Consider the following 21,820-nt stretch of genomic DNA (forward strand, 5'->3'; position numbering starts at 1 on the left):
GAAACCATCCAACGCGGTGTTTCAGGAATAATCGGGTTGCAGGGTTTGGGGCTGCTTCGCAGCCCAGCGGGGATAAATCCCCTCGCCACAGGGATCGCAGCGCTACTGAAAGGGCTGCATCTTAAGGCTCAGCGATTCATCGGCGCCACAAACCTGCTCTTCGCCACGCTGTAAATCTCCGGTTCATCGCTGTCGGCAATCTTGAAGCTCAAGGTCTGCGAGCTGCTGCTCGGCCGCTCCGTGGTCATCGCCACCGACACCGGCACATCGACAATCTCACCCGGTGCCAGGCTCAGTTCGGTTTTGCCTTGCAACTGGAAGCCATCGCCGTCGACCAGGCTCAGGTGGTAATCCTGGCGCTGCTGGGTCTTGTTGATGACTTTGAGGCTGTAGATGTTTTCGATCTGGCCCTGACCGTTTTCGCGGAACAATCCGCGATCCTTGGTCACGTCCAGCGACACCATCGGCCGCTCGACCAAGGCCAATGCCAGCGCGCCGATCATCACCAGCAGCACCGCCACGTAACCGATCAGCCGTGGCCGCAGCAGATGTGTTTTGCCGCCCTGCAATTCGCGCTCGGAACTGTAGCGGATCAAGCCGCGCGGGTAGTTCATTTTGTCCATGATCGAATCACAGGCGTCGATGCACGCCGCGCAACCGATGCACTCCATCTGCAAACCGTCGCGAATGTCGATACCGGTCGGGCACACCTGCACGCACAACTGGCAATCGATGCAATCGCCCAGCCCTGCTTCCACCGGTTTCACATCACGTTTGCGCGGGCCACGGTTTTCGCCGCGGGCCACGTCGTAGGAAATTGCCAGGGTGTCCTTGTCGAACATCACGCTCTGGAACCGCGCATATGGGCACATGTGCATGCACACGGCTTCTCGCAGCCAGCCGGCATTGATGTAAGTCGCGGCGGTGAAAAACAGCACCCAGAACAGGCTGACCCCGCCGATTTGCAGGGTCAGGAGTTCTTCGGCCAGCGGCCGGATCGGCGTGAAGTAACCAACAAAAGTCAGGCCGGTGAGCACGCTGATCGCCAGCCACAGGGTGTGCTTGGCCGCTCGGCGCGCCAGTTTGTTCAGGCCCCAGGGCGCGGCTTGCAGTTTGATCCGTTGGTTGCGCTCGCCCTCGGTGATCTTCTCGCACCACATGAAGATCCACGTCCACGAACTCTGCGGGCAGGTGTAACCGCACCAGACCCGCCCGGCGAACACGGTGATGGCGAAGAGGCCGAACGCGGCGATGATCAGCAGGGCCGAGAGCAGAATGAAATCCTGTGGCCAGAAGGTCGCGCCGAAAATGTGAAATTTGCTTTCCGCCAGATCCCACAACACGGCCTGGCGACCACCCCAGTTCAACCACACCGTGCCAAAGAACAGCAAAAACAGAAACCCCGCGCCGCTCATGCGCAAGGTGCGGAACAGGCCGGTGAAACTGCGGGTGTGAATCTGGTTGTCGCTGGATTTGGCCGTCGCCTTCATTGGGCGTGCGGGCACACTTTTTATGGTGGGGGATGCTTCTACGGTTCGGACGGGGATTTGTTCGCTCATGGTCGTTCGCTCATCAGCCTCCATCAGGCCGATGAACTATGAGCGTCGATCTGTTTGCATAACAGACTCAGCTAACTCAATAAAAACCATATCAGATGGTTTTTTATGCAGAGCCTGCGACAACTTGAAGCAGCCCGCAGGCCAAGGCGCAAACGCCTGAACCAGACGTTCGCGCGGGGTGTTGACCAAGGTCAATCAAATCACCGAATCACTCGTATCGGCCTTCAAATGCTTACGCCCATCCTTGACGCCTGCAACGGTCAAGGCGTCGGCCTCTGCTTCGGTGATGTAGACGCGCCGCGCTTCGATTTCTACAAATGACATGGCTTTATCGCTATCTGTCTTGACCTCAAGGGTGTCGCAGATGCGAATTTCCTCACCATTTTCAACGGTGAAAAAACACACTTTTGACTCAGGATTGGTTTCATCGATTCGAACGGTCATGAGGCGGTCCTTTTTTCACGGGTATCTGAAAGGTTAGGGCACAGGACTCGCAGATCGTTCTGCGCAACTGATTAATGGTCGCCGCTGTCCATCGTTTATCAAGCCATAACAAGGACTGCACGATGAACGCGTGGTGGGAAGAGGTGCTGGAAACGCTGCAAGCGGAATTCGCCGACATCGGCGATGCGTCGCAACTGACGCGCATTACCGTGCGCCTGCTGGTCGCGGCGATCCTTGGCGGGATTCTCGGTTTCGAGCGTGAGCAAAAGGGCAAGGCTGCCGGCGTGCGAACGCACATGCTGGTGGCGCTGGGGGCGGCGATGTTCGTGCTGGTGCCGCAGACCTCGGGCGCAGAGTCCGACGCGATGAGCCGGGTGTTGCAGGGGGTGATTGCCGGGATCGGCTTTCTCTGCGCCGGCACCATTTTGAAAAATCAGGAGGGTGATGAGGGTCACGTCAAAGGCCTGACCACCGCTGCGGGCTTGTGGATGACAGCAGCCATCGGTGTGGCGGCCGGGTTGGGCAAAGAGGCAACCGCACTGCTCAGTACCCTGCTGACACTGGGGATTTTCAGTCTGATGCCGAGGATCGTGCGCATTTTCGACAAGGACGATCAGCCTTTTGACAAGGATGAGCAAAAGAATGATCGCCTGTAACGACAACTCTCAACTGTAGGAGCTGCCGAAGGCTGCGATCTGTTGATCTTGCTTCACAAAAAAAACAAAAGATCGCAGCGTGCCGCAGCTCCTACAGGTCATTCGTTAACCGTAGTAATTGCGTTCACTGTAGGAGCTGCCGAAGGCTGCGATCTTTTGATCTTAAAAACAGAATCAAAAGATCGCAGCCTTCGGCAGCTCCTACAGGGACGGTTGTGTTCAGGAGATTAGAGGATCACCGGCGGCATTGTCGTCGGGGGCTCTTCCTTGGGCGGTGGCGTGGTGCCTGGCGGTTCCTGCTCGGGGATCGGTTGCGGTTCGGTGTCGGGAATGGTCGGGTTGTCGATGTTCGGATCGGGCGTTTCCGCCGGGAACGGGTTGTTCATCAGGTAGACCTCCGTGTGGCACATGGCGTGAGAAGTGCTTAAGTGGATTGACCGCCTCGTGGCGAATTCGATCCACCGGGTTGAACAGACAAATCGCTGTGAACTTTTCCCGGCACCGGTCGCTCGGAACCTAAGTGAGTTCATTCCGGGGCAGGTGCTTTGTTGTGAAGACTGAACCGGCACAAGAGCGTCCTTGGGGCGTTAAGGAGAGATGCTCGATGACTGCTGAAAAACCCTCAGAGCTGAGCTACAACCCGCACATGCCGCTGTCGCAGGCATTGCTGCTGCCGCGCATTGTTATTGAAGACACCATGCCAACCCTCGATGGCGGGCAGTTTGCCGTGAAGTCGATTGCCGGGCGCGACGTGATCGTGACCAGCAAGGTGTTTGCCGACGGTCACGACAAGCTTGCGGTGCGCATCCGCTGGCGTCAGGAAGGTCAGGAAACCTGGCAAAGCGAAGTCATGTCCGAGCTGGGCAACAACGGCTGGCGTGGCACTTTCCGCCCGGAACACCAAGGGCGATTCCTGTATTGCGTCGAAGCATGGATCGACCATTTCGCCAGTTTCCAGTACGAACTGGAAAAGAAGCACAACGCCGCCGTCCCGGTTTCACTGGAGCTGCAAGAAGGTCGCAGCATGGTGCAACACGCCGCCGAGCGCAGCGAAGGTCAGCTCAGCGAACAACTGGCCGCACTGCACCATGAATTGTCCGGTCTGCTCGAAACCGAGCAGGTTGCGTTGTTTCTGCACTCGCGCAGTGCGCAACTGATGGCGCAGGCAGATCACCGCGCCTACCTGAGCGTCAGCGCGGAATTCCCGATGGATGTCGAGCGTGAACTGGCCGAGTTCGCCAGTTGGTATGAATTGTTTCCACGCTCGATCACCGACGATCCCAACCGCCACGGCACTTTCAATGACGTGCACTCGCGGTTGCCGATGATTCAGGACATGGGCTTCGACGTCCTGTATTTCACGCCGATCCACCCGATTGGCCGCGCCCACCGCAAGGGGCGCAACAATTCCCTGACCGCTGGGCCTGATGATCCGGGTAGCCCGTATGCCATCGGCAGCGAGGAGGGTGGCCACGAGGCGATTCACTCGCAACTCGGCACGCGCGAGGATTTCCGTCGGCTGTTGGCTGCGGCTGCCGATCATGGTCTGGAAATCGCCCTCGATTTCGCCATCCAGTGTTCCCAGGATCACCCGTGGCTCAAGCAGCATCCGGGCTGGTTCAACTGGCGGCCGGACGGCACGATCAAATATGCGGAAAACCCGCCGAAGAAATATCAGGACATCGTCAACGTCGACTTTTATGCCCCGGACGCGATCCCGAGCCTGTGGGTTGAGTTGCGGGACATCGTCATTGGCTGGGTCGAGGAGGGCGTGAAGATCTTTCGCGTCGACAATCCGCACACCAAGCCGCTGCCGTTCTGGCAATGGCTGATTGCCGATGTGCGGGCGCTGCACCCGGAAGTGATCTTCCTCGCCGAAGCCTTCACCACACCGGCGATGATGGCGCGCCTGGGCAAGGTCGGTTACACCCAGAGCTACACCTATTTCACCTGGCGCAACACCAAGGCCGAGTTGGCCGCGTACTTCACCGAGCTGAACGAGTCGCCGTGGCGCGAATGCTACCGACCGAACTTCTTCGTCAATACGCCTGACATCAACCCGGCGTTTTTGCATGAGTCCGGGCGCGCGGGTTTTCTCATCCGCGCAGCGCTGGCGACCATGGGTTCGGGTCTGTGGGGCATGTATTCGGGGTTTGAACTGTGCGAAGCGGCGCCAGTGCCGGGCAAGGAGGAATACCTCGATTCCGAGAAATACGAAATCCGCGTCCGCGACTTCAATGCGCCGGGCAACATCATTGCCGAAATTGCCCAGCTCAACCGCATCCGCCGCCAAAACCCGGCGCTGCACACGCATCTGGGCTTGCAGGTCTACAACGCGTGGAACGACAACATTCTGTATTTCGGCAAACGCAGCGCCGATGGCAGCAATTTCATTTTGGTAGCGGTGAGCCTTGATCCGCATAACGCGCAAGAAGCGAATTTCGAGTTGCCGTTGTGGGAAATGGGCCTGCCGGACGATGCGACTACGCACGGCGAAGATTTGATGAGCGGGCACCGCTGGGACTGGCACGGCAAATACCAGTTCATGCGCCTTGATCCGGCGTATCAGCCGTTCGGCATCTGGCGAATTACTGCTGCATAAAAGCATTGCACAACCCCCCTGTAGGAGCTGCCGAAGGCTGCGATCTGTTGATCTTGCTTCAAAAAAGATCGCAGCCTTCGGCAGCTCCTACAGGTACTCGCACGATCAATTCATGTGCAGAAACGAATTTTTCAGGAGTTTCACATGGCGAAGAAACCCAAGGCAGCCACCTTTATCAAAGACCCGCTCTGGTACAAGGACGCGGTGATCTATCAAGTACACGTCAAATCGTTTTTCGACTCTAACAACGACGGGATCGGCGACTTTCCCGGCCTGATCGCCAAACTCGATTACATTGCCGAACTCGGCGTCAACACCATCTGGCTGCTGCCGTTCTACCCCTCGCCACGTCGTGATGACGGCTACGACATCGCCGAATATCGCGGCGTGCACAGCGATTACGGGACCATGGCCGACGCCAAGCGCTTTATCGCTGAGGCGCATAAACGCGGTTTGCGAGTGATTACCGAGCTGGTCATCAACCACACCTCCGACCAGCATCCGTGGTTCCAGCGTGCACGCAAAGCCAAGCCCGGTTCGGCGGCGCGAGACTTTTATGTGTGGTCGGACGACGACCAGAAATACGACGGCACGCGGATCATTTTCCTCGACACCGAAAAGTCCAACTGGACCTGGGATCCGGTCGCAGGCCAGTACTTCTGGCATCGTTTCTATTCGCACCAGCCGGACTTGAATTTCGACAACCCGCAAGTGATGAAAGCTGTGCTGTCGGTGATGCGCTACTGGCTGGACATGGGCATTGATGGCCTGCGTCTGGACGCGATTCCGTACCTGATCGAACGCGATGGCACCAACAACGAAAACCTCCCGGAAACCCACGACGTCCTCAAGCAGATCCGCGCCGAAATCGACGCCAACTACCCGGACCGCATGCTGCTGGCCGAGGCCAACCAATGGCCGGAAGACACTCAACTGTATTTCGGTGACACCGACGCCGAAGGCCTGAATGGCGATGAATGCCACATGGCTTTCCACTTTCCGCTGATGCCGCGCATGTACATGGCGCTGGCTCAGGAGGATCGCTTTCCAATCACCGACATTCTGCGCCAGACCCCGGAAATTCCCGCCAACTGTCAGTGGGCAATTTTCCTGCGTAACCACGATGAACTGACGTTGGAAATGGTGACCGACAAGGAACGCGATTACCTGTGGAATTACTATGCCGCTGACCGTCGCGCGCGGATCAACCTCGGTATTCGCCGGCGTCTGGCACCATTGATGGAGCGCGACCGCCGTCGCGTCGAGTTGCTCAACAGCCTGCTGCTGTCGATGCCGGGCACGCCGACCTTGTATTACGGCGATGAAATCGGCATGGGCGACAACATTTACCTCGGTGACCGCGACGGTGTGCGTACGCCGATGCAGTGGTCCATCGACCGCAACGGCGGCTTCTCTCGCGCCGATCCGGCCAGCCTGGTGCTGCCACCGATCATGGACCCGCAATACGGTTATCTGTCGGTCAACGTCGAGACCCAGGCCGGCGATCCGCACTCGCTGCTGAACTGGACGCGGCGCATGCTCGCGGTACGTAAACAGTCCAAGGCGTTCGGGCGCGGCACACTGAAAATGCTTTCGCCGAGCAACCGACGGATTCTGGCCTACACCCGCGAATTCACCGATGCCGATGGCAAACACGAGATTATTCTTTGCGTGGCCAACGTGTCGCGCAGTGCTCAGGCAGCGGAGCTCGACCTGTCTGCCTACACCGGGATGGTGCCGGTGGAAATGCTCGGCGGTAATGCTTTTCCACCGATTGGCCAGTTGAATTTCCTCCTGACCCTGGCCCCGTACGGCTTCTACTGGTTCGCCCTGGCGACCGAAAATCAGATGCCGAGCTGGCACGTCGAACCGGTGCAAAGCCTGCCGGACTTCACCACGTTAGTGCTGAAAAAGCGTATGGAAGAACTGCTCGAAGCGCCGTCCCGCACGACGCTGGAACAGAGCATTCTGCCGAGCTGGCTGCAAAACCGTCGCTGGTTCGCCGGCAAGGATGCGGCCATCGAGGAGGTCAATCTGGCTTACGGCGTGCGCTTCGGCGATGCGCAGCAACCCGTGCTGCTCAGCGAAATCGAAGTCACCAGCGGTGGCCAGACCAGCCGTTATCAACTGCCGTTCGGCTTTATCGCCGAAGATTACGTCGGGCCACCGTTGCCGCAGCAATTGGCACTGGCTCGCGTGCGTCGGGTTCGTCAGGTCGGCCTGATTACTGACGCGTTCAGCCTCGAAGGGTTTGTTCGTGCGGTGCTGCAAGGCATGCAGAACAACACGGTGCTGGAATCTGCCGACGGCGAAATCCGTTTCGCACCGACTGCGCATCTGGAAAAGCTCAATCTGGGTGCCGACTCCGAAGTGCGTTATCTGTCGGCCGAGCAATCCAACAGTTCGGTTGTGATCGGCAACAGCCTGGTGCTCAAGCTGATTCGTAAAGTAGCGTCCGGCGTACACCCGGAACTGGAGATGAGCGCTTACCTGACCGCTGCCGGATTTGCCAATATCTCGCCGCTACTGGGTTCGGTGATCCGCCGCGATGCCAAGGGCGAAGACAATCTGCTGATGATCGCCCAAGGCTATCTGAGCAATCAGGGCGATGCGTGGGAATGGACGCAGAACAACCTCGAACGGGCGTTGCGCGATGAGTTGGCCGACTCCATGTCCGAGCAGGATCAGCACTACAACGCCTTGGGCGAGCTGAGGGATTTTGCCGGGATGCTCGGCCAGCGCCTCGGTGAGATGCACCAGATGCTGGCGGCGTCGACCGACAACGCCGATTTTGCACCTCAGGTGAGTTCGGCCAAGGACATGCAGGCGACCGGCAAGGATGTCGCTGCACAGGTCGAGCATGCGTTGAAACTGCTCAAGCAACATCAGGGCGAACTCAGCGCTGCCGATCAGAAACTGGTCGCACGGCTGCTCGACGAGAAGAAAACCATCCTTGCCCATGTGCAGGATCTGGCGAAAAAAGCCGTCGGTGGTTTGCGTATTCGTGTCCACGGTGACTTGCACCTGGGCCAGGTGCTGGTGATCAAGGGCGATGCCTATCTGATCGATTTCGAGGGCGAACCCGCGCGACCATTGAGCGAACGCCGTGGCAAACACAGTCCGTACAAGGATGTCAGCGGTGTGCTGCGATCTTTCGATTACGCCGCAGCGATGACCATCAACGTGCACAACGTTGATCACAGCGCTGAGTCCGAAGACGCCCGCCGTCGCGTGGCGCAACGCTATCTTGTTGAAGCGCGCTCAGCATTTGTCGAGGCATATCGCCAAGCGGCAGCTAGTCTTGATCATGCCTGGCAGGATCCTGAAGGTGCCGACGCCGCGCTCGCGCTGTTCGGTCTGGAGAAGGCGGCCTATGAAGTGGCCTATGAAGCCGAAAATCGCCCCACGTGGCTGCCCGTGCCGTTGCACGGTTTGTATGGGTTATTGACGGGGCTTAAACCCTTTTCCGATCTTGGTGGAGAGTAGTCATGAGTTTCTCGAACAAGGAACAGGGTCACGCTAAAGAAGCGTTACTGCCGTCGGCGAAAGATATCGACGCGCTGGTACGTGCGGAACACCCGGATCCGTTTTCCATTCTTGGCCCACACGGCGATGGCGCTGGCGGGCAGTTCATTCGAGCATACTTGCCGGGCGCGTTGAGCGTGGTGGTGCTGGATAAAGATTCTGATGAAGAGCTCGGTGTCCTGGAGCAAACCGAGACGCCGGGGCTTTTTGTTGGCCACTTCAACGGGGAGCGGCGCTATCGCTTGCGCACCCGTTGGGCCGGTGGTGAGCAGGTTGCCGAGGATCCTTACAGCTTCGGCCAGTTGCTCGGCGAAATGGATTTGTATCTGTTCGCCGAAGGCAATCACCGCGACCTCAGTGCGTGCCTTGGCGCGCAACTGAAAACGGTTGATGGCGTCGACGGTGTGCGCTTTGCCGTGTGGGCGCCGAATGCCCGGCGGGTCTCGGTTGTCGGTGATTTCAACGTCTGGGACGGGCGCCGGCATCCGATGCGTCTGCGTCATCCTTCCGGGGTCTGGGAGTTGTTCATCCCGCGCCTGCAAGCGGGGGAGTTGTACAAATACGAAATTCTTGGCGCCCACGGGATTCTGCCGCTCAAGGCCGACCCGATGGCGCTGGCCACCAGCCTGCCGCCGGACACCGCATCGAAAGTCGCCGCGCCATTGCAGGTCAATTGGCAGGATCAGGACTGGATGAACAGCCGCCGCGAGCGGCAGAAACATTCGGCACCGCTGTCGATCTACGAGCTGCATGCCGGATCGTGGCAATGCGAGCTGGATGATCTCGGTGAAGTGGCGCGCCAGTACAGCTGGCCGGAGCTGGCCGAGCGCTTGATTCCGTATGTCAAGGAACTGGGTTTCACCCACATCGAGCTGATGCCGATCATGGAGCATCCTTTCGGTGGCTCCTGGGGTTATCAATTGCTTTCGCAATTCGCCCCGAGTGCGCGTTACGGCACGCCGGAACAGTTCGGCGAGTTTATCGATGCCTGCCACCGCGCCGAAATCGGCGTGATCCTCGATTGGGTGCCGGCGCATTTCCCTACCGATACCCACGGTCTGGCGCAGTTCGACGGCACGGCGCTGTACGAATACGCCAATCCGCTGGAGGGTTTCCATCAGGATTGGGACACGCTGATTTACAACCTCGGCCGCACCGAAGTACACGGCTACATGCTCGCGTCGGCATTGCATTGGTTGAAGCATTTTCATATCGACGGTCTGCGCGTCGATGCGGTGGCCTCGATGCTGTATCGCGACTATTCGCGCAAGGCTGGCGAATGGGTGCCGAACCGCCATGGCGGGCGCGAGAATCTGGAAGCCATCGACTTCCTGCGTCACTTGAACGACGTGGTTGAGCTGGAAGCACCGGGTGCCTTGGTGATCGCCGAGGAATCCACGGCATGGCCGGGCGTGAGCCAGAGTACCCAGCAGGGTGGTCTGGGTTTTGCATACAAGTGGAACATGGGCTGGATGCACGATTCGCTGCATTACATTCAGCAGGACCCGGTGTACCGCGCCCATCATCACAACGAACTGAGTTTTGGTCTGGTTTACGCGTGGTCCGAGCGCTTCATCCTGCCGATTTCCCATGATGAAGTGGTACACGGCAAGCATTCGCTGATCGACAAGATGCCCGGCGATCGCTGGCAGAAGTTTGCCAACCTGCGCGCTTACCTGAGTTTCATGTGGACTCACCCGGGCAAGAAGCTGCTGTTCATGGGTTGCGAGTTTGGCCAGTGGCGCGAGTGGAATCATGATCAGCAGCTCGACTGGTATCTGCTGCAGTATTCCGAGCACCAAGGCGTGCAGAAACTGGTCGGCGACCTCAATCGCTTGTATCGCGAAGTACCGGCGCTGCACGATCAGGATGACGCGCCGCAGGGGTTCCAGTGGCTGATCGGTGACGATGCGATCAACAGCGTTTACGCCTGGTTGCGTTGGAGCAAGGACGGTGAGCCGGTGCTGGTGGTGGCTAACTTCACGCCGGTGCCGCGTCAGGCTTATCGGGTCGGCGTGCCGTTTGCCGGGCGCTGGACTGAACTGCTCAACAGCGACGCCGACACCTACGCCGGCTCCAACTATGGCAACGGCGGCGGGGCGTTTACCGAAGAAGTGCCGAGCCATGGCCAGGCGTTGTCGCTGGAGCTGAATCTGCCACCGCTGGCGGTGTTGATATTGCGACCTGGGGGCTAGACCAGGCACCGCATAACCTGTGGGAGCTGGCTTGCCCGCGATGAGGGCGGAACATTCAACATTACTGTTGCATGATCCACCGCCATCGCTGGCAAGCCAGCTCCCACAGGGATCTTCGGTGACCCGAAGATCACCACCGCATCCGCACACCCAAACTGCCAATCAGCCCGTTCAAATCATTGTCATCGACATCACTGCTGTAATCGGCGCTGACGTACAGGCTCACCACCGGTGTCACCCGCGCCACCAGACCCAATCCCAATTCCACCGTTGATGATTTGCGACTGCTGCTGATCTTGTCGACCTGATCCAGGGTCACTGTGCTGCCGGTATACACCGTGTGCCACAGGTTGGTCCGCACATAGGGTTCGACTGGCAGACCGTTCAAGTCATAACTGCCTTTCAACCGTGCGCCGACGCGGCCGCTCCATGAGTTCAGGTCGCTTGAAGACGCGTTGCCCGAACCCGCGTAAGGGGTGTCGAGGGTGATGCGCTGATTGATCAATTGTGCCTGCGGTTCGACCACCCAGTTTTCGCTCAAGCCAATCGGGTAGCCGCCCTCGACCGAGAAGGTTATCGCGCTGCCTTCGGTAACTTGCCGTGCACCTTGTTGATTGCGACTGAAACCACTGACGCGGCCGCCGCTGGCCGACAGGTCGACGTGCCAGCCCTGGGCGCCCGTCAGGCTGTAATAGGCGCCGAGACTCTGGCCTTGCAGATTCAGGGTCGCGATGGACGGGTCGGCGAGGGCACGACTGGTGAGCGGGCCGTTGCCGTTGGCCTGAATCTGCTGCGCGCCGCCAATCAAGCCGATGGTCTGGGTGGCGCCGTTGCTGCTTTGCAGGGTCAGGACAGCAGGGCCTTTTGAATGGCCACCGCCGGGTATTGCGAAACCTGACGACAGCACGTCGGTTTGCGCTTGTCGGGAACTGGCGCCGTAAAACCGCTCCCAGGCGCCGGGCGCGAGGTCTTCGGTGATCAGGCGGGAGTCTTGCAAGTCAGGGCGTTGACTGAAGCGTTGCGGGCCGGGCGTGATCACCGTCGCAGGCAAGGTCATCACCGGGACGTTCTCTCGATACCAAGGGGAAGTTTCATCCGCCGCAGAACTGGCCTGCGCCTCCATGGATGAGCACAGCAAGATAGAACTCGACACTGTGCAAAAAGTGATTTTGATCTCGTGTGGGGTGATGGAAGTTTTCATGGAGGTCTACCTTGCAGGCGCATGCGGCATCTCGATGTGGCGCCTCTCCTACCCCGAACGAGGGGCGACCGAATGGAGCGAGGCAAACCGTGGGCGCTCGATTTCGCGAGAGTCCGGAGGCTCGCCCCGGTTAGGATTCCGGGGGTAGTAAGGTAGAGATAAGAAGAGTCAGGGGCGCGCGTCAAGAAATTGAACGATGAGCGGTAGTGGCAAATTGTCCGGCGCAAGCGTTTGTTTTTCTGCACATAACTAAGTGGTTGTTTGCATAGAAAAACGCAACGAAAGCGCCGGTCCAGAGCTTTTTATTGCCGACGGAAGGTCTACCAGCTGATGCGGATCCCGATATTACCCGACACGCCGCGCAGGTCATTGCTGTCAATATTGCGGCTGTAATCGGTGCTGGCGTAGACACTCACTGCGCGGTCGAGGGTCAGCACCACACCGAGGCCGACATCCGCCGTTGAGGATTTCTGCTCTGTGCTGATCACATCACTGTCGTCGAAAGTCACCGAATCGGTGCCGGAAAACGTATGCCACAGGTTGGCACGCAGATACGGTTCCAGCGGCATGCCGCTGACCTGATAGCGACCCTTGAGTCGCGTGCCGAGGCGACTGGTCCAGGCGTCGTCGGAGTCGAACGACACCCGTGAAATGCCATCGTCCTGGCTGTCGAGGGAGATCTTCTGGTGAATGACTTGCACCTGCGGCTCGACTACCCAGGTGTCGTTGAGCGCAAAGGGATAACCCGCTTCTGCCGAGAGCGTCAGCGCATGCCCGCGATTGTCCAGCTCTACACCACGGTCGGAATGACTGTCGCCATCGAAACGGGTGCCCATCACGACCGTGTCGATGTACCAGCCGTACGGATCGGTCAGCGTCCAGTACAAGCCATAACTGTCGCCTTCGAGTTTGATCTTGCCGGCGCTGTTGTCCTGAAAGCCTTCGTTGAAGCCGTCGATATCACCTTGCAAACGACTATGGCCAACGAAGAAACCGAGACGCTGAGTCTGGCCACCCGAGGTCAGCGAACTGTACAGATCGTTGCCAACCTGAAAACCATTGAGTGAGCCGTCCAGGCGCGGAGTGACGGTGCCGGCCCAGGTCTGATCGATGTTTTTGCCATAGACCCGACCCCAACCTGCACCGAACGCGCCGGTCTCGCTGAGCAAGCGCTGATCGCCCTGGCGATCATGGAAGGTGCCCAGTGCGTTGAGCGTCAACTGCGCCGCAGCGGGTGGCAGTACCGACCAGGTCGGGACTTCCGGACGATAGAGGGGAATTGGCGCGGCACCTGCCACAGCCGCCGGCAGGACAGGCAATACAGCCAGTGCCGGCGGCGTCGGGCTAGGCGTAGGTTCTCCAGGTTCGCCGGGTACGACAGGCGGGTTGGCAATGGGAGTGATAGCTGCCGCGACGGGGGTGGGCACGACCGGAACCAGAATCGGTGGCAACGCTGGATCGGGATTCGGCACGCTGATCACTTGGGGCGCAACCACGGCTGAGCGCAAGTACCAACTGTTCTCCGTACCGGCAGTCACGCCGCCCTTGAACAAGTAGTAATCGTAGGCGCCGGCAGACACCGGGCCGCTGAGGGTAAACGCGTTATCGGTACTGACCGTGCTGCCCTGCGCCTGCACCAGCTGGATGCCGTTGACCTGGGTCAGTGCGCCGAGTCCGCCGACGTTGCTGACGCTGATCACCGTTGCACCGCCGAGGCTGCCGTCGTTGACCACCAGTTTGTCACTCGGCGAATCATCGCCAGCCACCACACTTTGCAGCAGCAACTGGCCGCTGCCGCCAACCCCGCTGCCGCCAACATAGTTACCCTGCACGGTGAGCGTGTCGTCGGTGCGGCTGTTGTTGCGGGTCAGGTCAATGATGCCAGCGTTATTGAAAGTCACCGCTTGCCCGGCCACTGCCGGTGAGACAGCCCCTTGCGTGGCGAGTACAACGCTGCTCGCATCGACATTCAGTACGCCACTACCGGTTCCGGCATCGCCCAGCACCAGGCTGCTTGAGCCCAGATCCAGCTGCGAACCGTTGCTCAGATTGACTGTTTCCCAGTTGATAAACCGCGCGGGCAGGGCAGTGGGCGTATTGTCGAAAGTCAGCACATCGGTGCCGACGCCGCCATTGATGCTGGGGGTCAGCGCAAGAATGTTGTCGTCAAGGTTGCGCAATGTGGCGCTGTCATTGCCGACGTCCATGAGGATTGCCGAGCGGATAATGCCATCGCCATCCCACAGCAAGGTGTCATTGCCGGTACTGGCGCGGATCTCGCCGCCGATTTCGCCACCGGTCACGGTGATGCTGTCGTTGCCGCCGCTGACACTGACGTTGCCGCCAACGCGCCCGCCGGAGACGATGATGGTGTCGGTGCCAAAACCGGTCACCAGGTTGCCGATAATCTGCCCGCCGGACAGATCGAAAATATTGTTGTCGAGCTTCATGTCGACCCGGCCGATGCTGCCGTCGGTCATGCGCGCGACATCGCCGTCCTCAAAAGCTCCGACGATGGTGCCGCCGGTCATCAGGAAGGTGTCGCGACTGTCGCCCTGTGCCAGGGAGCCTATCGAACCGCCAGACATGACGAAATCATCAATGCCATTGCCTTGGCTGACGGCGCCAGTGATGACGCCGGAGTTTATGTCGACACGGTCGGTACCATTGCCAAAGGTCACGCTGCCGTTGATCCGGCCTGTGCCATTGGTAGGGAGAGTTAGGCTGTTGTTGCCCGCAAGATCGGTCAGTGAGCCGCTGGTGCCGCTGTCACAGGTAAAGGCGTCGTTACCGGCGCCGGGCGTCAATACGCAGGCAGACCAGGCTGGCGGGCTTATGACCAGCAGCAGTGAAGCGGGCAGGAGCAATGTGTGTGGCAAAGCCTTCAAAGTATTTATAGATCGCATGTTGGCAGTTTCCATGGAGGAACCAGTGGGGTATTCATCCTTGAACGGGTGCCTGATCTAAAAACCTCTGAACTGCTGATGAACTACGTGAGATCTGAACCCTAACGTTATGAAGTGCTTGTCCTTAGCCTATACAGGTCTAGAAGGTTTTCCCGGCACTGCACCGCATGTCTGACGAACGGTCATATGCGATGCGTTGCTAAAGATGCACTTCAACCGCCAGCGGCAAATGATCCGACAGGTGTGTCCAAGGCTTGTTGCCAAGGATTTGCGGGTTATGACTGCTGGCGTTGCGCAGGTAGATCCGGTCCAGACGCAACAAGGGAAACCGTGCCGGATAAGTCTTGGCCGGGCGACCGTGATGGCGTTCGAAGGCTTCGTGCAGATAATCACGACGGGCGAGGGCGGCGTTGCCCTGCAACTGCCAATCGTTGAAGTCGCCAGCAATAATCACCGGTGCATCGTCCGGAAGGGATTCGAGCAACTGACAGAGCAGTTGCAGCTGCAATTGGCGATGGCTTTCGAGCAGACTCAAGTGCACGCAGATCGCGTGTACTTCTGCATGCCCCGGCACATCCAGCACACAGTGCAGGAGGCCACGGCGCTCGGGGCCGGTGATCGAGACATCGAGGTTGCGGTATTCGCGGATCGGGTATTTCGACAGCAACGCGTTGCCGTGATGGCCGTCGGGATACACCGCATTACGCCCGTAGGCGAAATCGCTCCACATGCTGTCGGCGAGAAATTCGTATTGCGAGGTTTGCGGCCATTCGTTGTAGCGGTTCGAATGCCGCTCGTGTTCACCCACCACTTCCTGCAAAAACACCAGATCGGCCGAAGTGCTGCGCACTGCTTCACGCAATTCCGGCAGGATGAAACGCCGGTTGAACGCGGTAAAACCCTTGTGGGTATTGACCGTCAGCACCCGCAAACGATGGATGGCGGGTGCGTCGACGAGGTGAGGCTGGGGATCGCTGGACACGGTTACTCCTCTGAATCCTGAGTGCCTGTTCATGCGACTGGTGGGTGGGGGCGGCAGTTCCTTCCAGATAGGCCACCAGGCCCAAAAACTTGAAGCCTGCGATCGTTTGATCTTCACAAAACAAGATCAAGAGATCGCGGCCTCGTTTTACTCGACAGATCCTGCGTAATATCTATTTCGGAGTGTGGCGCAGGAGTAGGAGGTTGAAGTGAAGACGTTGTTTCTGTCAGCGTTCGCCGCTAGTTAAAAAATATGGTTCTTGCTTTATTCGCTCCAACCCACACGTGTGATCTGAATTTCCGCACCCGGTGTATCACAGTAGACCCTGAGATAGGTAACAGGTTTTGCTGATGTAAAAGACTTCGTATCTTCTTTCCAGATTTGATCGCCAACAAACTCGCCTGTCTCGTTGTGTAAAGTAATTGTTGTCGGAGCTCCAGGCATGCCCGCAATTTCGAACTGGGTAGATGAAACGCTTAACTTTATGCTTACTTCAGAGTTCGGGCCCATGTTCAAAAGTTTATCGTCATATTCCTCTACAAGTCCCATATCACCACGTACCACGTGAAGGGTCAGGCCGTTTGTAGTTGTGTACCCGGTTTCAGGTATGCCCGCGGGCGTTTTTTCAGCTTCAAAGTCTTCGTAATATGTTTGTGAAATATTCTGTGAATTGGTCATGGATGAAGCTCCTGTGTTTTGGGGATATGCAGGCGCTATCAGAACGTGAAACGATTAAATGCGCACCTGTCAGATCTGACAGGTGGCGACGAGTGGTCGTTTGTGCGAAGTGAACCGAGCCCTGTAAGAGTTGCCGAAGGCTGCGATCTTTTGATTTTTTTCTCCCTGTAGACCCGCACTTTTATCGGCCTTCCCGTTTTTCCACAGCGATCGTGCAGCAGTATCGCCGCCGGACAGGGGGGCGGTGCGGGCGTCGAGTGACGGAATTCTGGATTGGGTGGCGAAGAGGGGGTGGTCGCAGGGCGGTTTATGTGTGTCGTAGCGGACGTAATCCGCTACGACAGCTCGCTCATTTAAATTTTCAGAATGGGTATTCAAATCCTTATAGCCAAGAGAAATCCCATAAGTTGTCGTCTTGAAAATTGCAGATGTATACGCGCTGGCCGTCCTTGCTAAAGGCTACTGCGGAAGGCTTGCGGCCAGCAGGGATGGGGCGAGCATTCAGTGTGTTGGTATCGAATATCGTGGCTTCGTTATTATTGTCAGGCCCGACACCACACAAATGTTTTCCATCCGGAGTGATTGCTAGCTTTGCTATTTTTAACTTGGTTGGTATGCGGCGTGTAATCTTATTTGTGCGGGTGCTGATTTCGATTAATTCGTTTGTATATGCCCTTGCAACATATAAGAATTCCCAGTCAGGGCTTGCGACCATGTCTGAAGGATTGTGTCCTGTGTCAATGACGTCAATAAGTCGCGTAGTGCTGGTGTCAATTACGCCAACTCCGCCTTGCGCAGAGCCTATACTGTTGAGGTTTTGAACGTAAAGTCGACTGCCGTCGTGGTTTATAAGTATTTTTCGCGTGTTCATTCCCAAGTTGATTGTTCGAATAGTCTGGCCGCCACTAACATCAATCACTTCCAGTTTTCCGGTGATTGAAGATTGTCCGTCAAAGATAACGCAATAGAATCGCGTGTTGTCGGGGCTTAAAACCAATGATAAAGGATGATACTTGCGAGTGTAGGTCCGTTTGAGTGTCAAGTCAGTTGCATCGTACTCGATGATGTTGCCCGCACAAACGTAGATTCGCCTGCCGTCTGGAGAGAGTACTGCACTAGCGACATAGCCCGGGGCCACAGATTTCGTTATTGTCTGTTTCGCGAGATTGATCAGGTTCAGCGATCTATTACCAGTATTATATGGCTCTCCATAACAGCCTACATGGACGAATGCTCCATCGGGACTGACCGTCATGTACTGTGGATCTTGAATGTGTGTGATTTTCAATTTGTCTGCCACGGTGAACGTCCGAACTGCCGACTCTGCGCCCGAGCCGTACAAGGCTTTGGCTTTGAAACTGTGCGCGCCAACGCTAAGTTCGTTAACGGCCAGTTCCCAGAGGCCGGTTGTCGTGTGAGCGACGGGTCGGCCTTTGGGCGTTATGCCGTCAAACACCTCGATCTGCTGTCCCTTGGCTGCAGTGCCGGAGAGGATCACGGCGGTTTCCTCAGTTGTTCCGTTCGGCGGGATTTCCGCGCCGCTCGGGGAACCTTTGATTGAGTTGATTTCAGGTTTCAAATCCTCCACAGCCTTGACGGTATAAGTGCGAACCGGAAAAATCACCGCCGTACTTTCATCGCTGCTGCCGTCAAAGCTCACCTTGAACTCGATCCGTAATCTGGCCCCATCGGCCAATTCCTTGAGCTTGCCCACCGGGGTATTCGGGAACATCCCGCTTGGCACACCGGTAACCGGAATCTCGGTGCCTTCGTATTCTGTATGGATCGGCGTAGAGTCGCCTTCGACAAAATAGCGCAGCCATATGCGTTGTCTGAGCGCAATGAACGGCCAACCGGCAATGCGCGTCTTTGCTCCGGCCGGCAGTGTCGTCACATCTAGCTCGCTACCGGTGTTGTCATTAATGACCGGCGTCGACAATGGCAGATCGCTCTCGGTGATCTTCTGCACCGTCAGATACAGCGAGTCCGAAATTTTCGGCATGCCATTGCGGGTCACGATGTAGTTCACCGTCACCGTCAGCCCCAGGTTAAAAGCCACCACCGAATTGATCAGCTCGATCTCTTTAGACCCCACCGTGCCCACCTCCACCGCAGCGGTGGTGTGACTGCCGTTACCAGCCGTGCCGGTCCAGGTCTCGCTGATCATGTCGGTGGCCAGCATGCCGGGGTACTGCGGGATGATCGCCGTCAGCGTGTCCTTGGCCGCAATGGGGTTCAGGCTGTCTCCAATAGCTTCCTTGATGTCGGGCGCCTCCAGCTCCAGCGCCACGCCGACATGAAACTCCAGCGCATTGGAATAACTCGTCCCTCCCGCCGCCCGTTTGATGGAGTAAGACGCCGACACCATCCCGTCTTCATTGCCCTTGATCCATTTCGCGTCGATGTTGAACGAAATCGGCCGGCCGGCGGTGAATGAGCTCAAAGTGACCGAGTCGCTGTGCCCCCCGGTTTTTGTGCCGAACCAGTGGTAGGTCACTACGTCGCCTATGGCCGTGTCCGTGTATTCCACGGTGAGGGTGGTGCCGTTGGTGTCGGGGGGCAGGACGCCGTCGACGACGCCGTCCACTTTTGGTTCTGGCAACTCCAGGCGCGGCTCGCCGATTTGCAGGATCTCGGCGTGGATCGATTCGCGGATGGCGTGGGTCTGGTTGACCCGGTTCATCGTGCCGAGCACCGAGTCGTCGATGAGCACCCGGTAGTACAACTCTAGCTGGCCGCCGGTGATCGGGGCAGGTGCTCCGAGCCACGGATGTTCATAAACAGCGGCTGTTTGGCCGTGACGTCGCCTTGGGTGATTGAGCGCAGCAACAGATCGGGCAGGTAGGGGGTCAGGTCCGGGCGGGTGCCGAGCCAGAACAGCTGGATCGCCTGACCTTCGGCGAAGGAGTCGTCGAACGGAATTTTGATGCGCACCGTTGCCAACTCCGGATCGAGCGCACCCGACACCGCATCCAGCGCAACTGGCGCCGCGAGCCGCTGCAACTCGCCGATGACGCTGATGAACCGGGTCTTGGATCGCAGGTCGGGGGAGCCATCGGCCTTTTTCACCCGGTAGGACATCGCGAGCAGGGATTGGGCCATTAGCCGCAGTAAAGCGTTTGGCACCGGCATCAGGTGAACGCTTGGCAAGTTGAACAACGGCTCGCCCGTTATCTCGATATCGATCGGGGCGCCCTCCACCGGAGTGCACCTGAGTCGCAATATGATGATGTCGCCCTCTTTGAATGTGTCGAGGTCAAAGGCCGCGATCTGCGCATTGCTGTGGGCACCCTTCAGGTTCTTGACATCCAACACGTTGTTCACGGCTTTTTCGTGCAGCGGTGCCACCAATCGGGTTACGTCGGTGGTGACCACCACGCGTTGCGCAAAGCTCCAGTCCGAGGAGCGGTTGTCCACCAGGTCGTAGACCTCGAAGGCCACCGCCAGACCCGTCTGATCGGAGTCTTCGGCCTTAAGGATGATGTCCTTGTCGATGTGAACGATGATCTCGTCTTTGCCCTCGGCCTGTTCATGGGTCAGCCGATCACTGAGCACAAAGACGCCACCCCAGGACACCTGGATCTGATCACCGGTCGCCGCGTTCGGATAAGGCGGCAAGCCGTCATCGTTGCCGATGGTGATCGGCACGCCGGCGGCGACGTTGTCCTTGTCAATGCCGCCTTGGATGATGTCCTTCGGGATGCTCATGATCAGCTCCGAATGGCCCGGCCCTTCGGTTTCGTCATGGCCGCCGGGGCGGGTGAGTTTGATCAGAACGTCCATTACCTCCGAAGGCTCGGCGCCTTGGTTGAGGCGGGTGACGGTGTAGGAAATGGTGTGCGTCCCTTCGGTGAGGCGTGCCGAAGGCACGAACATCTGCAGTTCTTTATCGACCTCGTCCTTGTCGATGGTGACTTGCCGGACCTGATCGCCGCCCATAATGATCGTCAGTTTGTCGCCAACCCCCATCAAGCTCCACGGCCCGGCCCGGCACAACAAGCCCTGGCGGGGAAAGTTATCAAGCGCAGCGGCCCGGTTGATCCCCCATACCATTGGCCTCAGGGACACCGGGCCGGTGCGGCCGGGGATGTCGAGTTCCTTGTGGACCAGGGTGCTGTTGTCGGGCTTTTGAGGGGTGGACATGGGCGGGAACTCCGGTCGGGTAGGTGACGGAGTAATTGAACGCGGGTTGGATAAATCGCGCACCTGTCAGATCTGACAGGTGCCGACGAATGGTCATCCGTGCGAAAGTCAAAGATCAAAAGATCGCAGCCTTCGGCAGCTCCTACAGGGGGAGGTCAGACGAAAACAATCTCATACGGCAAACGCATCCGTTCAAGGATCACCGGCGGCAGCATTGGCGCAATACCCAGTGCCGGTTCGCCCTTGAGCTGGCTGGCGTACGCGTGAGTAGCGTGGCTCTTGCGCGCAACGGTCCAGGTGTCGAGGCGCAGTTTGCGGGCGCGCTCCCAGGGTATCAGTGACCGGTCTCGCTCTGGCCAGTGCCATGCCCACACAGGCACGTCGTGGAAAGTCACGCCGGCCAGTTCAGCGGCTTCGGCACTGGCGCGACCGACGGCTTCGTGGTCGTCGTTGCCGTCGCCGCGCCAAGTGCTGAACACCACGTCGCCGGGTCGCAGGTAGCGGCCGATGAATTCGGTCAACTGGCTGTGTTGATCGCTCAGGGCGTTGTCGGTGAAGCCGCCGCGCACCCATTTCAGGCTGTGCATCGGCAAGCCGAGGCGGCGTAGGGCTTCGACGCTTTCCTGCGGGCGGAATACGCTCAGGCGTTTTTCCGACCATTGTCGCGAACCGGGGTGGCTGGCGCTGCCATCGGTGATGGAGAGCAGTTGCAGCGGATGGCCCAGGCTTGAAAGTAATTGCAGCAGGCCGCCGCAGGTGACCACTTCGTCGCCGGGATGCGGCGCGATGATCACCGCGCGCGCGCCAGTGGGCACCAGGCTGCGGGTATTGATGACGGGGATGTTGTCGAGTTGCGCTGCGCTGTTCCAGATTTGCGCCGACGAAGGGCCTTCACTTAGCGATAACGGTTTCATGGGTATGACGTCCTT

14 protein-coding genes are annotated in these 21,820 nt (G+C 58.4%); 4 read left to right on the top strand and 10 right to left on the bottom strand.

Going from position 1 to position 21,820, the window contains the following annotated elements:
- Window positions 1-128: 128 nt before the first annotated feature.
- Together ccoG and ACA061_RS12750 are read right to left on the bottom strand one after the other, a co-directional pair.
- Window positions 129-1,559 (bottom strand): cytochrome c oxidase accessory protein CcoG, encoded by a 1,431-nt coding sequence (ccoG, locus tag ACA061_RS12745; RefSeq protein ID WP_497301778.1) that lies wholly within the window; start codon window positions 1,557-1,559, stop codon window positions 129-131.
- A gap of 195 nt (window positions 1,560-1,754) precedes the next feature.
- A complete protein-coding gene (locus ACA061_RS12750) occupies window positions 1,755-2,003 on the bottom strand; it encodes a DUF3203 family protein (protein WP_150615756.1) in 249 nt (82 codons plus the stop codon).
- 122 nt (window positions 2,004-2,125) lie between these two features.
- Between ACA061_RS12750 and ACA061_RS12755 the strand changes: the two genes are divergently transcribed.
- Entirely contained in the window at window positions 2,126-2,659 is a 534-nt protein-coding gene (locus tag ACA061_RS12755) for an MgtC/SapB family protein (RefSeq protein WP_150603166.1), read from the top strand.
- Between the two features lie 227 nt (window positions 2,660-2,886).
- Here ACA061_RS12755 and ACA061_RS12760 read toward each other — a convergent pair whose 3' ends face one another.
- Window positions 2,887-3,045 carry a hypothetical protein gene (locus tag ACA061_RS12760; RefSeq protein WP_191626437.1) on the bottom strand — a complete coding sequence of 53 codons (159 nt, stop codon included), beginning with the start codon at window positions 3,043-3,045 and terminating at the stop codon, window positions 2,887-2,889.
- A gap of 218 nt (window positions 3,046-3,263) precedes the next feature.
- Here ACA061_RS12760 and ACA061_RS12765 point away from each other — a divergent pair, with 218 nt between their 5' ends.
- The 3 genes from ACA061_RS12765 to glgB all read left to right on the top strand — a co-directional run bounded on the left by ACA061_RS12765 (window position 3,264) and on the right by glgB (window position 10,981).
- Window positions 3,264-5,261 carry an alpha-1,4-glucan--maltose-1-phosphate maltosyltransferase gene (locus ACA061_RS12765; protein WP_497301779.1) on the top strand — a complete coding sequence of 666 codons (1,998 nt, stop codon included), beginning with the start codon at window positions 3,264-3,266 and terminating at the stop codon, window positions 5,259-5,261.
- A gap of 144 nt (window positions 5,262-5,405) precedes the next feature.
- Complete coding sequence (gene treS, locus ACA061_RS12770) at window positions 5,406-8,747, top strand: maltose alpha-D-glucosyltransferase (RefSeq protein ID WP_497301780.1); 3,342 nt, start codon at window positions 5,406-5,408, stop codon at window positions 8,745-8,747.
- 2 nt (window positions 8,748-8,749) lie between these two features.
- Window positions 8,750-10,981 (top strand): 1,4-alpha-glucan branching protein GlgB, encoded by a 2,232-nt coding sequence (gene glgB / locus ACA061_RS12775; RefSeq protein WP_210554678.1) that lies wholly within the window; start codon window positions 8,750-8,752, stop codon window positions 10,979-10,981.
- Window positions 10,982-11,111: 130 nt separating this feature from the next.
- Here the strand turns inward: glgB and ACA061_RS12780 are convergent, their stop codons facing one another.
- The 7 genes from ACA061_RS12780 to ACA061_RS12810 all read right to left on the bottom strand — a co-directional run bounded on the left by ACA061_RS12780 (window position 11,112) and on the right by ACA061_RS12810 (window position 21,805).
- Entirely contained in the window at window positions 11,112-12,182 is a 1,071-nt protein-coding gene (locus tag ACA061_RS12780; RefSeq protein ID WP_497301781.1) for an autotransporter domain-containing protein, read from the bottom strand.
- A gap of 320 nt (window positions 12,183-12,502) precedes the next feature.
- Window positions 12,503-15,088 (bottom strand): autotransporter family protein, encoded by a 2,586-nt coding sequence (locus ACA061_RS12785; protein ID WP_497301782.1) that lies wholly within the window; start codon window positions 15,086-15,088, stop codon window positions 12,503-12,505.
- Window positions 15,089-15,287: 199 nt separating this feature from the next.
- Window positions 15,288-16,070 (bottom strand): endonuclease/exonuclease/phosphatase family protein, encoded by a 783-nt coding sequence (locus ACA061_RS12790; RefSeq protein ID WP_210554681.1) that lies wholly within the window; start codon window positions 16,068-16,070, stop codon window positions 15,288-15,290.
- A 264-nt stretch (window positions 16,071-16,334) separates the two neighbouring features.
- Window positions 16,335-16,748, bottom strand: a complete 414-nt coding sequence (locus ACA061_RS12795) for a hypothetical protein (RefSeq protein ID WP_497301784.1) — start codon at window positions 16,746-16,748, stop codon at window positions 16,335-16,337.
- A gap of 382 nt (window positions 16,749-17,130) precedes the next feature.
- Complete coding sequence (locus ACA061_RS12800; protein WP_497301785.1) at window positions 17,131-19,461, bottom strand: YncE family protein; 2,331 nt, start codon at window positions 19,459-19,461, stop codon at window positions 17,131-17,133.
- A gap of 14 nt (window positions 19,462-19,475) precedes the next feature.
- Window positions 19,476-20,891: a hypothetical protein gene (locus tag ACA061_RS12805; RefSeq protein ID WP_497301786.1), complete on the bottom strand. Its 1,416-nt coding sequence runs from the start codon at window positions 20,889-20,891 to the stop codon at window positions 19,476-19,478.
- A 155-nt stretch (window positions 20,892-21,046) separates the two neighbouring features.
- The gene (locus tag ACA061_RS12810) at window positions 21,047-21,805 is read right to left on the bottom strand and encodes a PIG-L deacetylase family protein (RefSeq protein ID WP_150615747.1); all 759 of its coding nucleotides are present in this window, start codon (window positions 21,803-21,805) and stop codon (window positions 21,047-21,049) included.
- Window positions 21,806-21,820 lie beyond the last annotated feature (15 nt).

The sequence above is a fragment of the Pseudomonas sp. LBUM1668 genome (assembly GCF_059695715.1).